We start from the raw sequence: 13948 nt of genomic DNA on the forward strand, positions 1-13948 counted from the left end.
ATATGACCGACACCAGCCTGGATGCCCTGAACGAGAAGCTGGACCGCCTGATCGAAGCGGTTTCCCGCCTTGCCGCGCCGCCCGTTCCTCGGACCGACCTGTCGGTCGCCGACTGCTTCGTCTGGCAGGCCGATCCCGGCTTTCTGGAGCCCGTGCGCAAGGTCAACCGCGTCGACATCGGCCTGATCCGCGGCGTCGACCGGGTGCGCGACATCCTGCTCGACAACACCGAGCGCTTCGCCGCCGGCTATGCCGCCAACAACGTGCTTTTGTGGGGCGCGCGCGGCATGGGCAAGTCGTCGCTGGTCAAGGCCGTGCACGCCAGCGTCAACGCCTCGGAAAAGCTCGACAGGCCGCTCAAGCTGATCGAGATCCATCGCGAGGACATCGACACGCTGCCCAAGCTGATGAGCCTGTTGAAGGCCGCCCCCTATCGCTTCATCCTGTTTTGCGACGACCTGTCCTTCGATCACGACGACACCTCCTACAAGTCGCTGAAAGCGGCGCTCGAGGGCGGCGTCGAGGGCCGGCCGGGGAACGTCATCTTCTACGCCACGTCGAACCGCCGACATCTCTTGCCGCGCGACATGATCGACAATGAGCGCTCGACGGCAATCAACCCGTCGGAAGCGGTCGAGGAAAAGGTCTCGCTCTCCGACCGCTTCGGCCTCTGGCTCGGCTTCCACAAATGCTCGCAGGACGAATATCTCGACATGATCGACGGCTATGTCCGCTATCACGGCCTGGCCGTCGATCCCGAGCAGTTGCGTGCCGAGGCGCTGGAATGGGCGACGACGCGCGGCAGCCGCTCCGGCCGCGTCGCCTGGCAGTTCACACAGGACCTCGCCGGCCGCCTCGGCAAGCCGCTGAAGGACTGAAGCGTCCAACGCTAAAAGCAATTCCAGGAAAAGTGTTTGCGGTTTTCCGTCCGGAATTGCGTAAAAACAAAGAGATAGAGCGGTTCGCCGTTTCCGTGAAACGGTGAGGCGCTCTATCGCAACTGAAAAGGCCCGCTCCTTGCGGAACGGGCCGAAGAAGGCGGGCCGGACTGGAGGTCAGGCGGCCCGCAAACGGTTCTTGTTCTATTCGAGATAGCTGGAAGGATCGACCGGCGCCGAGTTCTTGCGCACTTCGAAATGCAGCTTGGGCGAGTCCGTCGTGCCGCTCATGCCGGAGAGCGCAATCTCCTGGCCGCGCTTGACCTTCTGGCCGCGCTGCACCTCGATCGAGCTGGCATGGCCATAGACGGTGACCAGGCCGTTCTCATGGCGCACCAGCACCGTGTTGCCGAACTCCTTGAGGCCGTCGCCGGCATAGATGACGACGCCGTTTTCGGCCGCCTTGATCGGCGTGCCTTCCGGCACCGCGATGTCGACGCCGTCCTTGCCCGAGCCGAAGCTGGAGATGACGCGGCCGCGCACCGGCCAGCGCATCTTGCCGATGCCGGTTGCGTCCGGCGCCACCGCATCGTCGTCCTCGGCCTGCTGGATGACCTTGGCGTCCTTCTTCGGCGGCGTGTAGGAAGCGAGCGTCTCGGTGGTCTTGGCCGCCGGCGGCGTCGTTGCCGTCGTCACCGGATCGATCGCCGGCTTGGCAGGCGCCGCAGGCTTGGCGGCCGCGACCTGGACGGTGCCGCCGGCCGGAACCTTGAGCGTCTGGCCGATCTTGAGCAGGCCGTCCTTCATGCCGTTGGCCTGCTTCAGCGCCGTGGTGCCGACGCCGGTCTTCCTGGCGATCGACGACAGCGTGTCGCCCTGCTGGACGGTGTAGGTGCCGCCGGCGCCTGCCGGCTTGGCCTCGGCCACCTGCGGCGCGGGCTTAGGCGTCTTCGAACCGGCCGCCGCAGCCGACGCATCGACCTGCGCGGCCGACTTGCCGTCCTTGACCTTCGGCTGCTGCGGCAGCACCGCGACCTTTTCCGGCCCCTTGGCCGGTTCCTTGGGAGCATTCACCGGCTTGGCGTCGGCGACCTTGGGCTCGGCCTTGCTCGAATAGGCGTAGGCCGGGATGACGATCTTCTGGCCGCTGCGGAGACCCTTCTTCGGGTCGATGCCGTTGACTTTGGCGATGGCGTCTGCCGGCACGTGATAGTGCTGCGCCAGGCCTGACAGCGTCTCGCCCTCGCGGACCACGATCTCTGTCGCATGCGGCGTGCCGCTTGCGCTACGCACGGCATCCGGCTCGGCAGTCTTGAACGGCTTGGCCGGCGCGACGGTGCCGGTCGCCGTCTTGTCGAGACGCGGCGCGGCGGGAGCCGGCGCAAGCGCCGGGGCAGACGCAGTGCGCATCGGCTTGGCGGCAGCGGGTGCGGCCGGAGGCGGCAATTGCTGAGCAGTGACCGGCTCCAGGCTGGAGCGGGTCACCGATTGGGTGTGGCTGCCGTCGACCGGCGCCGGCGCGACCGAGGTATCGCCCGGATAGGGCTGGTCGACACTTTGCTTGTCGATGATGGCGCGCTGGTTGTTGGTGGATGATGTGAAAACATCGTCGACACCGTTGAATCGCATTGCCTGGGAACTGCAGCCGGCCGCAGCGCCGGCGATCATCAGGACGGCGCAGCCACGCGCCAGATTGCGACTGTTTGCCTTCAAAACGTTGAATTGCATCGCATTAACCCGCACAGACCCGGTACAAACTGGCCCTGATTAAAGCGCGTTAATGTTACTGGGCGGTTAACCCATTAGAATCCGACGAAAATTTTCTTAAAACATTTCGTAGGCGCCCGAGGTGCATTGAGATTCAGGTCAGGCCGAGACGAAAATGGCGATTTTCCGAGAACCGGAGCGGAGCGTACTTAAAGTACGTGAGCACCGGAAGCGCAGGAAACCGCCATTTGCAGGCCGGCCTCACCTGAATATCAATGCACCTAGATTACCGCGGCGACACTGCGCAGGATCGGCTGCAGCCGGACCATGCCGATGTCCTCGCGCTCGAAGCGGCTGCCGACCTTGGTGAGCTTGGCCAGCACCTGCTCGCTCTCTTCCGGGCCGATCGGCGCGATGACGATGCCGCCGCTCGACAGCTGATCGAGCAGGAAGCGCGGCAGGCTGTCGAAGGCCGCCCAGGCGACGATGCGGTCGAACGGGCCTTCATTGGGCAGGCCGTTGGAGCCGTCGGCCTGGCGCGCGATGGCGTTCGAGATGCCGAGCGCTTCGAAGCGCTGCTTCGCCTGTTCGGTGAGCGTCTTGTAACGGTCGATGGTGACGACGCGCCCGGCAAGCCGCGACATGACCGCGGCGGTGTAGCCCGAGCCGGTGCCGATCTCGAGCACGCGGTTGCCCGGCTCGATGTGAAGTGCCGCGAGCACCGCAGCCTGCAGGTCGGCGCCCTCGATCGCCTCACCGCATTCGATCGGCAGCATACCTTCTGACCAGGCGATCGAGTGGAACTGCGCCGCCAGGAACCCGCGCCGCGGCGTCGCCTCGAACGCTGCGATCAGCGCCTTCGGCGCCGTGCCCCTGCCCCGCAGGCGAAGCAGGAAAGCGGCAAATCCTTCGCGTTCGTCGATGGTGTTCATGCCAGAACCTTGTTCATGACAACGCCTTGGTCAGTTGGTCGAGCAGTTCATGGGCTGTGAGGTCGAGCTGCAGCGGCGTCACCGACACCAGCCGGTTGCGCATCGCATGGAGGTCGGTGCCCTTCTTGCCTTCGACAGGTTCGCGGCCGAAGCGCAGCCAGTAATAAGGCAGGCCGCGCCCGTCGCGACGCTCGTCGACCCACAGGCTGTGCACCAGCTTGCCTTGCGAGGTGACGACCGTGCCTTCGACCTCGTCCGGCGCGCAATTCGGGAAATTCACGTTGAGCAGCACGCCGTCCGGCAGCGGCGTTTCCACCAGTTTCTTCAAGAGCGCCGGTGCCAGCGCCTCGGTCGTCTCGTAAGGCACGACGCGATCCTCGCCGACATAGGAATAGGCCTGGCTGACCGCGATCGAGCGCACGCCGAGCAGCGCGCCTTCCATGGCGCCGGCGACAGTGCCCGAATAGGTGACATCGTCGGCGATGTTGGCGCCGGAATTGACACCCGACAGGATCAGGTCCGGCGGCCCAGGCAGTATTTTCTTCGCGCCCATGATGACGCAGTCGGTCGGCGTGCCGCGCACGGCATAATGCTTCTCACCGATCTTGCGCAGCCTAAGCGGCTCCGAGATCGACAACGAATGCGCGTAGCCGGACTGGTCCTGCTCCGGCGCCACCACCCAGACGTCGTCCGACAGCGTGCGGGCGATGCGCTCCAGCGAAGCGAGGCCTTCGGCATGGATGCCGTCATCATTGGTCAGAAGAATGCGCATTATTTCGATTCGATCTTCGCCAGACCACCCATGTAAGGCCGCAGCACTTCAGGAATGGTTACGCTGCCATCCTCATTCTGGTAGTTTTCCATGACAGCAATGAGCGCGCGGCCGACAGCGGTGCCCGAACCGTTCAGCGTGTGGACGAAGCGGTTGCCCTTGCCGTCCTTGTCCTTGTAGCGGGCATCCATGCGCCGCGCCTGGAAATCGCCGCAGACCGAGCAGGACGAGATTTCGCGATAGGCGTTCTGTCCCGGCAGCCAGACCTCGATGTCATAGGTCTTGCGCGCGCCAAAACCCATGTCGCCGGTGCACAGCGTCACGGTGCGGAACGGCAGGCCGAGCCGCTTCAGCACTTCCTCGGCGCATTGCGTCATGCGCTCATGCTCGGCGATCGAGCTTTCCTGGTCGGTGATCGAGACCAGCTCGACCTTGTAGAACTGATGCTGGCGCAGCATGCCGCGCGTGTCGCGGCCGGCCGAGCCCGCTTCGGACCGGAAGCACGGCGTCAGCGCCGTATAGCGCAACGGCAGCTTATCGTAGGCGGTGATTTCTTCGCGCACGAGATTGGTGAGCGGCACTTCAGCGGTCGGGATCAGGCCGAGCCGCCCGTCGCCATGCGGCGTGAAGAACAGGTCCTCCTCGAATTTCGGCAGCTGGTTGGTGCCGAACAGGACCTCGTCACGTACCATCAGCGGCGGCTGGACCTCCTCATAGCCGTGCTCGGTGGTGTGCAGGTCGAGCATGAACTGGCCGAGCGCGCGATCCAACCGCGCCAGCTGGCTCTTCAGCACTGTGAAGCGCGCGCCGGAAAGCTTTGCCGCGCGCTCGAAATCCATCATGCCGAGCGCTTCGCCGATCTCGAAATGCTCCTTGACCCAGTTCGGCCGCGTCGGCACCTCGCCAACCATGCGCTTCAAGACATTGTCGTGTTCGTCCTTGCCGACCGGAACGTCTTCCAGCGGCACGTTGGGCAGCACGGCAAGCGCGTCGTTCAGCGCCCTGTCGAGCTCGCGCTCGCGTGCCTCGCCATTCTGGATGAACGCCTTGATATCGCTGACTTCGGCCTTGAGCTTCTCGGCAAGCGCCGCATCGCCCGTGCGCATGGCGTTGCCGATCTCCTTCGAGGCGGCGTTGCGCCGCTCCTGCTTGACCTGCAATTCGCTCAGATGCGTACGCCGCGCCTCATCGCCGGCGATCAAATCGTCGACCGTGGACTGCGCCTCGCCCGCCGCCCACGAGCGCTTCACCAGCGCCTCGACAAGGGCCTTCGGGTTTTCGCGAATCCATTTGATGTCAAGCATGGTCGATCCTCAAAAGTAAGGATCGAGGGCGTAAACCGCATCTGCCGTGGATGCAAGACGGCCGATATCAGGGCCGCCGCGATTTCCAGCCTGACGCGACCCTTAGGTGGCGTCGGGAGTTTTGTCGTCGGCGACCGAGCTGCCCGCTTCCGCCTGCTCCCGCGCCAGGCGTTCGCGCGCCTGGCTGCGCTCGATCATGCGCGCCGACCAGATGGCGACCTCGTAGAGGATGATGGTCGGGATGGCGAGGCCGCACTGGCTCATCGGATCGGGCGGCGTCAGCACCGCGGCGACGACGAAGGACAGCACGATCGCCCATTTGCGCTTGTCCGCCAGCGCCTGCGACGACAGCATGCCGACGCGCGTCAACAGGCTGGTCACCACCGGCAACTGGAACACCAGGCCGAAGGAGAAGATCAGCGTCATGATCAGGCTAAGATATTCCGACACCTTCGGCAGCAGCGAGATCTGCACCTGGTCGTTGGTACCGGTCTGCTGCATGGCCAGGAAGAACCACATCACCATCGGGGTGAAGAAGAAATAGACCAGCGAGGCGCCCATCAGGAACAGGATGGGCGAGGCGATCAGGAACGGCAGGAAGGCGTTGCGCTCGTTCTTGTAGAGGCCGGGCGCGATGAATTTGTAGATCTGCGTGGCGATCAGCGGGAAGGCGATCACCATGCCGCCGAACATGGCGAGCTTCACCTGGGTGAAGAAGAACTCCTGCGGCGCGGTGTAGATCAGCTCGACCTTGTGCGGATCGAGGCCCGCCCATTGCGTCGCCCATTTGAACGGGATGACGAGCAGATTGAACAGGCGCTTGGCGAAGAAGAAGCAGACGAGGAAGGCGACGAAGAAGCCGCCCAGCGACCAGATCAGGCGGCGGCGCAGTTCGATGAGATGCTCGATCAGCGGCGCGGACGATTTCTCGATGTCTTCCTTGTCCTTGTCCGAAACGCTCACTTGGCGGCTCCAGCCGTCTTCTTGGTGTCAGCGGCTGCCTTCTTGGCGGCCGGCTTCTTCGCCGCGACAGGCTTCGCCTCGGCAGTGGGCGCTGCTTTTTTAGCGGGGGCAACTGCCTTGGCCGCAGTGGCCGCGGATTTGCTCGGCGCCTTTGCGGCCGGTGCCTTCGACGCAGCAGCCGTTTTCGAGGCCCCAGTAGCCTTCGTCCTCGAAGTCGCTAACTTCTTCGCCGGCTGGGCCGGCGCGGCGCTTTCCGCGGCCGGTGCGGTCACCGAGGCGTCGGTCATGGCCGGGAAGATCGGCGCGGCCGGACTCGTCTCAGTCGCGCTGACGCCGGGCATATCGGTTGCGCCGTTCTTGAGCGGCTCGGCGGGCTGCGGCGTAGATGCCGGAGGCGTCGCCGGGTCGGCGGCCGGCTTCGGCTTCATCATCGTATCGACGCCGGAGCGCACATCGGCCGCCGCCTGCTCGAACGGATTGAGCTGCTTGCGCACCTCGTTCATCGGGTTGAGGCCGCGCAGGCTGTCGATCGAGTTCTTCACGTCGTCGAGCTCGGCTTCCTTCAAGGCTTCGTTGAACTGCTTCTGGAAGTCGCCGGCCATCGCCCGCAGCTTCGCCGCGGTGCGGCCGAAAGTGCGCAGCATGTTGGGCAAATCCTTCGGCCCGACGACCACGATCATGACGACCGCAATCACCAGCAGTTCGCTCCAACCGACTTCGAACATGGCAATCTATTCCAACGAGAGCTGTTCCAAGCAGAGCGCTCGGCTCAGCTCTTGCTGGCCTTTTCCTTGACCGACGAAACGGTTTCGTCGGCACGGTGCTCGACGGTGCGCTTGTCGTCGGCGGTGTCGTCGTCAGCCATGCCCTTCTTGAAGCTCTTGATGCCCTTGGCCATGTCGCCCATCAGTTCGGGGATCTTGCCGCGGCCGAACACCAGGAGCACGATGACCAGCACGATCATCCAGTGCCAAATCGAAAATGAACCCATAACAATCTCTCTCGAATGTTTTCCCTCGGCGATGATCTATGCGTTTTCGCTCGGGGATTCAAACACAACCGCAACGAAGTTGATAAAATGGCTGGCGGATGTCACGCACTTTCGGTGCGAGCCGCTTGCTACGAATCCGCGCAGGGCCTGCTAATAGACCATTAGAGCGATGCCCGCCGTCACTCTTCCGTGACGCGCGGCGTGAGCAATCCGAGCTCCTCGAGGTCGATATCGGTCAGCGCATCCTCGTCCTCGGCCAGCGCGTCGGGATCGGCCGGCGGCACCGGCATCGAGAAGTTCGACGGCATGCGGGTCGACAGCAAACCGGCGCCCTTCAGCTCTTCCATGCCCGGCAGGTCGCGGATCTCCTCCAGCGCGAAATGGTCGAGGAAGGCGTCCGTCGTGCCATAGGTTACGGGGCGCCCGGGCGTGCGCCGGCGGCCGCGCATGCGCACCCATTCGGTCTCCAAAAGCGTGTCGAGCGTGCCCTTCGAGGTCTCGACGCCCCTGATGTCCTCGATCTCGGCCCGCGTCACCGGCTGGTGATAGGCGATGATCGCCAGCACTTCGAGCGCCGCGCGGGAAAGTTTCCGCTGCTGGACGGAGTCCCGGCTCATCAGGAAGGCCAGGTCGCCCGCGGTGCGGAACGCCCAGGCGTCGCCGACCCGCACCAGGTTGACGCCGCGCTTGGCATAGATTTCCTGCAGATCGGCCATCGCGGCTGCGATGTTGACGCCTTCCGGCAGGCGCGCGGCCAGTTGCTTCTCGCTCACCGGCTCGGCGCTGGCGAAGACGATCGCCTCGGCCATGCGCACGGCTTCCGACAGTTGCAGCCGCTCGGCAGGGTTTTCCAGAGAGCCCTCCTCGGCCATTTCATCGTCCGGTTCGTTATCGACCTTGAACGGAATGACCGAAGCGTTGGCGCGTTCGCTCATGATGCCACCTCGACTGCCCTTACCCCTTGCGTGCGGCCGCGCAGATAGATCGGCGCGAACACCTGCTCCTGCCGCATGTCCAGCTTGCCTTCGCGCACCATTTCGAGCGTTGCCGCGAAGGAACTGGCCATCGCGGTGCGCTTTTCTTCCGGCGCCGCCAGATATTCGATGAGGAAACTGTCGAGCGCGGTCCAATCGCCGATCTCACCGATCAGCCTTGCCAGCACTTCGCGCGCGTCCTTCAGCGACCAGACGGCGCGCCGGGCGATCGTCACATTGTTGATCGCCTGCTTCTGACGCTGCTGCGCATAGGCGGTCAGAAGATCATAAAGCGAGGCCGAAAAGCTGTTGCGTTTCTCGACGATGACCATTTCCGGCATGCCGCGCGCGAAGACGTCACGGCCGAGGCGGTTGCGGTTGACCAGCCTTGCCGAAGCATCGCGCATCGCCTCCAGGCGCTTCAGCCGGAACTGCAGCACCGCCGCCAATTCTTCGCCGCTCTCGCCTTCTTCGCCCGGCTGTTTCGGGATCAAGAGCTTGGATTTCAGGAAGGCGAGCCACGCCGCCATCACCAGATAGTCGGCGGCAAGCTCGAGCCTCAGCGCCCTCACCCGCTCGATGAAGGCGAGATATTGCTCGGCCAGCGCCAGGATCGAAATGCGGGCCAGATCGACCTTCTGGTTGCGGGCAAGATGCAGCAAAAGGTCGAGCGGGCCTTCGAAACCGGCGACGTCGACGACCAGCGACGGGTCGCCGGTCAGGCGTGCATCGTCGTTCTCGGCCCACAGACGGTCCATCGGCGCGGCCTTCGCGGCCTTCACTTCCAATGTCTCCGCCACTTGCCTTTCGTCCCTTCGGTTCAGGCCACCGCTTCGAAATAGGTGGCAAATTCAGCACGTATCGCGGTTTCGTCGGCGACGTCGCGGTTCTTTATATAGGTCAACGCCCGCTCCGCGCGTTGCAAGGACTTGCCGGTGAGCGCCGTCGTGCGCGACGCGATGCCGGACATTTCCTCGAAAACGCCGTTGCAGTGAAGGACGAGATCGCAGCCGGCCGCAAGGATTGCGGCCGCCTTTGTCGGGAAATCCCCAGAAAGTGCCTTCATCGAGGTGTCGTCGCTCATCAGCAAGCCGTCGAAGTCGATCTCGCCGCGGATGATTTCGTTGACGACCTTGGCCGAAGTGGTTGCCGGATTGTCGGGATCGACGGCGCTGTAGACCACATGAGCCGTCATCGCCATCGGCAGGTGGTTGAGTGCCTTGAACGGGGCGAAATCATGTTTGCGCAGCTCGGCTAGCGGCGTATCGACCGTCGGCAGCGCGAAATGCGTGTCGGCGGATGCCCGACCATGACCCGGAATATGCTTCATCACCGGCAGCACGCCGCCCGCCATCAGCCCCTCGGCCGAAGCCTTGCCAAGCTCGATCACGGCATTGGGCTCCTTGCCATAGGCTCGAGCGCCGATGACGTCGCTGGCGCCCTCGACCGGAACGTCCAGCACCGGCAGACAGTCTGCGGTAATTCCGTACCGCGAAAGATCGAAGGCATGCAGCCGCGCCATGAGCCAGGCGGCGCGGCTGCCGGCATCCTTGTCCTCACGCCACAAAGCGCCGAGCGCGCCGCCCGCCGGATAGTTCGGCGCCAGCGGCGGTCGCAGGCGCTGCACCCGGCCGCCTTCCTGGTCGATGAAGACAGGCGCGTCCGGCCGCCCGACGCTGTCGCGCATCGAAGCAACCAAGTCGCGGATCTGCCCGGCCTCGCCGATGTTGCGGGCAAACAGGATGAAGCCCCACGGACGTTCGTCGCGATAGAACCGGATTTCGTCATCGCTGAGGGATTTCCCGGCGCAGCCGAGGATCATGGATTTTGATTCGCTCATGTACGCAAGCTTAAGGCTTTGGCCGGGCAAAGGGAATCACCCCTGCCCTGCGAGCCGCCAAAGCCCGCAACCGTCCACAACGAAAAGCCGGCGCAGCCTTGCGGCGGCGCCGGCTTGAATGGTTGAAACGGATCAGCGCGACACGAAGCAGTTGCCGCCGGCCGCCTTGTAGCTGGTGCAGAGCGCGATCGCGTCGTTGCGCGACTTGGCCGGGACGCGAACACGGTAGAACGTGCCCTTGCCCGCGACTTCCGCCTTGACGATGCTGGCCGTGCGGCCGGACAGCACGCTGCCATAGCGGCGCTGCAGGTCCTGATAGGTCGACTGCGCGCTTTCCACCGTCGGCTGCGAGGCGATCTGCATCGACCACGAGCCGCCGCCGGCAGACGAAGCCGGATCGATGGAGGCGACCTGGTCGGGCTTGACCTCGCCGACGATATCGACCGGCTGGTCGGACGGGCGCGGCGGCGCCACCGGCACAACCGCCGGCGTGTTGCTCGACTGGGCCTTGGCCGCCGGCTTTGCCGGCTTCAGCGGCTTGGTCTCGGACTGGTCGACGGCGGCCTGATCGCTGTCGACGGTGCCGGTCGCTTGAGCGTCCGCCGCCGGGGCGACATGCTGCGGCGCCGGATCGGTCGGCTCGGCGGCCGCGACCTTCGGAGCCGCCGGCGCTGGATCCTCGCGCGGAACCAGCGAGCCGTCAGGCTTCACCATCATCGTCTTCACCTTGCGCGGCGCGACGGCGACGACACCATTGTTGCTGGCGTCGCTGTTCGCGTCTTGCTGCAGCACCTGGGCGATACGGTCTTCCGACTTCGGCATCGGCGCGGCCGGCTGGGCGCTCTGCGGCGCTGCAGCTTGCGCGTTTTCAGGGATCGCAGCGGGCGCGACGCCGGGCAAAGCCGTGTCGGCATTGCTGGCGTCAGTGCCGGCCGAAGCGTCCGTATCGTTGGGTGTAAGATCGACGACGCGGCTTGGCGCCGGCTCCTTGGATGCCAGATCGACCGGCTGCTCGGTGGTATTCACCAGCTTCTGCTGCACCGGCTCGGCCGGCTTGGCCGTGCCGCCCTTGACGACGGCGTCATAGACCTTGTTGTCCTGGTTCGGCACCACCGTGCCGCCCGGATTCTCCGGCTTGACCTTGATCGGCGCATTGTCGGCCTTGACGATCACGGGCGCTTCGCTGCCACCCTTGCCTCCGAAGGAGAAGGCAAGCGCGCCGAGGCCGCCGGCGATCACCACCGCGCCGACCAGACCTGCGATCATCATGCCGCGACGGCGCGGCCTGGCTGCCTGACGTTCGGCAAGACCCGGGATCGCCATTGCTTCCTCGAGTTCGGGATCGTAGTCGAGCTCGTTGGCGGCGAGATCGTCGGCCTGCGAAACCGGCCGGCTGCCCGGCAGGTCGGCATCGTCGTAGTCGTTCGTGGCAGCAAACGAAGCCTGGGCCGCGGGCGCGGCCGGCGTCTCGTCGCGCAGATCGCGACGGTCGTAGCCTTTGAATCCGGCATTGTAGGAATCGTCCTCATAACCGCGCTTCGGCGCAGGCGCAGCCGCGATCTCGGTCGAGTTCATGTCGGTGAGCAGGCTGGCGAACTCGGCGTCGAGATCGTCATAGGCGGGCGATGCCGGCTGGTCTTCCTCGAAGCTCAGCTCCGGAATGTCGAGGTCGTCCGCGAGCGCGACCACGCGTTCCGGCACATCGACTGTCTCGACATCAGGCATCTCGTCATGCTGGCGGGCCTGCGGCGCCGCGGCTGGCGTGGCCTGGACGGCGAAATCCGGCGCGACGTAATCCGGCGTCGGCTCGTTGCGATAGGCAGGCGCTGCCGCCTGCGGGGCCGCCACTGGCGCCGCCATCGCAGGCGCGACGGGCGCCGGCTGCGCGGCGAAGGAAGCCTGCGTCGCGTAAGCGGTGGTCGGGGTTGAACGGCTCCACTTGGCCGGCTCGGCCGACGCCGACCAGCCGAACGGGGCGCCAGCGTTTTTGGCTGAAGGCTGAGCGCTCACGGTCGCCGCCTGATCGGCCTCGATGCCCTTGGCGAAAGCCGCATCGAAGGCGTCGTCATCGAAATCGATGCTCGGCTCGGCCTTGGCAGCGGCAATGTCTTCGCGATCGAGCTCGCTGGCCAGCAGATCGTCGAGATCGTCGACGACTGGCTCTGCCGCAGGACTCTGCGCGGCCTGGCGCCTGTCCGCGTCCCAACGGAGATCTTCGGCCGCTTTCGGGCTGGCATGGCTGACCGCCTGGACAACAGGCGACGGCGTCGGGGCAATGTCCTTGAGCGCTGGCATCGGCCGCGCGGTCATGGCGCCGAGCAGCGCGTTGAGTTCGTCTTCGAGGCTGCGTTCGCCGGCGGCCGGCTTGGGCGGCTCGACAGCCTCGACCGGCGCAATCGGAGCGGCGACAGCCGAAGCCGGCTGGGCAACGGGCTGCGGCGCGACGGCAACCGGTTCGACGGCCGGAGCGTCGTGTTCGTCCAGTGCGTCGCGGAAGCTCAGTTCGAAATCGTCGTGGAGGGACTGGGCATAGAGAGGCTCGGCAGCGACATGGTCGGGTTCTGCTGCAAAATGCGCCGCCTCGGTCGGCGCCTCGACAACCGGCGCCGGCTCATCGGCAACGGTCGGTTCCGGCTCGTCGGCGGCCAGCAGTTCCGGCTCTTGGAAATCCTCGTGATCGCCGAGGTCGAGATCGACATCGGCGATCGCCTGGTCGAAATGACCGGTGAAGTCGTCCTCTGAAATCGTCGGACCGGCCGCGTAAGCCTCGGCCGGCTCCGCAGCCACAGGCTGATGCGCAAGCAAGGGGTGCTGCTCAGGCTCAGAATACTGCTCGGGCTCGCGGCTGTCGAAAGCCATCTCGTCTTCGAGCGACATCTGCACCGCATTGTCGAAATCGGCATCGAACGCCGTTTCAGCAGCCGATTGCACGGCCTCGACGGCATCCTGGTGAACGTCGGCGGCCTCGTGATGTTCGACCTGGAAATCCTGATCCAGCGAAGCGGCCATCTCCTGGTCGATTGCGGGCTCGTCCTCGAACCGAAGCGCATCGAAAGAGCCGGTGACCGCCTTTTCGAAATCATCGTCGAAAGCGACTTCAGGCTCAGGTGCGACTTCTACCTCCGGAGCAAGCCCCGGTTCCGGAGTCGCGACAAAGTGGGCATGGTCGGCCGCATCGTCGAAGACGAAATCCTGCTCGAAGGACGCCATCAGTTCGTCGTCATTGGCGGACGGACTGGCCGGCTCCACGGGCGCGCCGGCAGGCTCATAAGCCGGCTCCCGCGCGATCTGATAGAGGTTGGACTGCTGTGCGGGAGACGCATACTCCTCGACCGCGTCGAACTCGCCCATCAACTCTTTTTCGAGGTCGATGTCGAAATCGCCCTCGTCCGCGGGCTGATTTGCCGGCGCGCCTCTTTCGGCAGTCGGCTGCCTCACCGGCTGGCGCGGGTCGAAGCCCATGATCCGGGTCAGTTCCGCAAACGGATCGTCGGCGGCGATGTCGTTACGGTCGGCTACTTTCAGCGGGGTTCTGTCTGCCATTATTGTTCCCGAACTCGCACACAGTCGGACGCCATGGACGTCGC

At 65.0% G+C, this 13948-nt stretch carries 12 protein-coding genes; 1 reads left to right on the forward strand and 11 read right to left on the reverse strand.

Annotation, left to right across the window (positions count from 1 at the left end; genetic code table 11):
• Positions 1 to 2 precede the first annotated feature (2 nt).
• The gene (locus FJ988_RS05710) at positions 3 to 878 is read left to right on the forward strand and encodes an ATP-binding protein (RefSeq protein ID WP_140815780.1); all 876 of its coding nucleotides are present in this window, start codon (positions 3 to 5) and stop codon (positions 876 to 878) included.
• A 204-nt stretch (positions 879 to 1082) separates the two neighbouring features.
• On the opposite strand, the gene FJ988_RS05715 is transcribed toward FJ988_RS05710, so the two are convergent.
• The 11 genes from FJ988_RS05715 to FJ988_RS05765 all read right to left on the reverse strand — a co-directional run bounded on the left by FJ988_RS05715 (position 1083) and on the right by FJ988_RS05765 (position 13904).
• On the reverse strand, positions 1083 to 2606 hold the full coding sequence (locus FJ988_RS05715) for a peptidoglycan DD-metalloendopeptidase family protein (protein WP_140815781.1): 1524 nt from the start codon (positions 2604 to 2606) through the stop codon (positions 1083 to 1085).
• 260 nt (positions 2607 to 2866) lie between these two features.
• Positions 2867 to 3517, reverse strand: coding sequence for a protein-L-isoaspartate(D-aspartate) O-methyltransferase (locus FJ988_RS05720; RefSeq protein WP_140815782.1), 651 nt, complete (start codon positions 3515 to 3517; stop codon positions 2867 to 2869).
• Positions 3518 to 3530: 13 nt separating this feature from the next.
• Complete coding sequence (gene surE / locus FJ988_RS05725; protein ID WP_140815783.1) at positions 3531 to 4289, reverse strand: 5'/3'-nucleotidase SurE; 759 nt, start codon at positions 4287 to 4289, stop codon at positions 3531 to 3533.
• Positions 4289 to 5593, reverse strand: coding sequence for a serine--tRNA ligase (gene serS, locus FJ988_RS05730; protein ID WP_140815784.1), 1305 nt, complete (start codon positions 5591 to 5593; stop codon positions 4289 to 4291). Before serS ends, surE begins: the two co-directional genes overlap by 1 nt.
• 102 nt (positions 5594 to 5695) lie before the next feature.
• The gene (tatC, locus tag FJ988_RS05735) at positions 5696 to 6556 is read right to left on the reverse strand and encodes a twin-arginine translocase subunit TatC (protein WP_140815785.1); all 861 of its coding nucleotides are present in this window, start codon (positions 6554 to 6556) and stop codon (positions 5696 to 5698) included.
• Positions 6553 to 7281, reverse strand: a complete 729-nt coding sequence (gene tatB, locus FJ988_RS05740; protein WP_140815786.1) for a Sec-independent protein translocase protein TatB — start codon at positions 7279 to 7281, stop codon at positions 6553 to 6555. The genes tatC and tatB overlap by 4 nt, the downstream gene beginning before the upstream one ends.
• Before the next feature lie 44 nt (positions 7282 to 7325).
• A complete protein-coding gene (locus FJ988_RS05745; protein WP_140815787.1) occupies positions 7326 to 7547 on the reverse strand; it encodes a twin-arginine translocase TatA/TatE family subunit in 222 nt (73 codons plus the stop codon).
• 179 nt (positions 7548 to 7726) lie between these two features.
• Positions 7727 to 8482 (reverse strand): SMC-Scp complex subunit ScpB, encoded by a 756-nt coding sequence (gene scpB / locus FJ988_RS05750; RefSeq protein WP_140815788.1) that lies wholly within the window; start codon positions 8480 to 8482, stop codon positions 7727 to 7729.
• Positions 8479 to 9279, reverse strand: coding sequence for a ScpA family protein (locus FJ988_RS05755; protein WP_140815863.1), 801 nt, complete (start codon positions 9277 to 9279; stop codon positions 8479 to 8481). Before FJ988_RS05755 ends, scpB begins: the two co-directional genes overlap by 4 nt.
• A gap of 62 nt (positions 9280 to 9341) precedes the next feature.
• Positions 9342 to 10361 carry a beta-N-acetylhexosaminidase gene (nagZ, locus tag FJ988_RS05760; protein ID WP_140815789.1) on the reverse strand — a complete coding sequence of 340 codons (1020 nt, stop codon included), beginning with the start codon at positions 10359 to 10361 and terminating at the stop codon, positions 9342 to 9344.
• A 132-nt stretch (positions 10362 to 10493) separates the two neighbouring features.
• Positions 10494 to 13904 (reverse strand): SPOR domain-containing protein, encoded by a 3411-nt coding sequence (locus FJ988_RS05765; protein ID WP_140815790.1) that lies wholly within the window; start codon positions 13902 to 13904, stop codon positions 10494 to 10496.
• Positions 13905 to 13948: the final 44 nt, after the last annotated feature.

The sequence above is a fragment of the Mesorhizobium sp. CU3 genome, from assembly GCF_006442965.1.
In the GTDB taxonomy this organism is placed as follows: Bacteria; Pseudomonadota; Alphaproteobacteria; order Rhizobiales; family Rhizobiaceae; genus Mesorhizobium.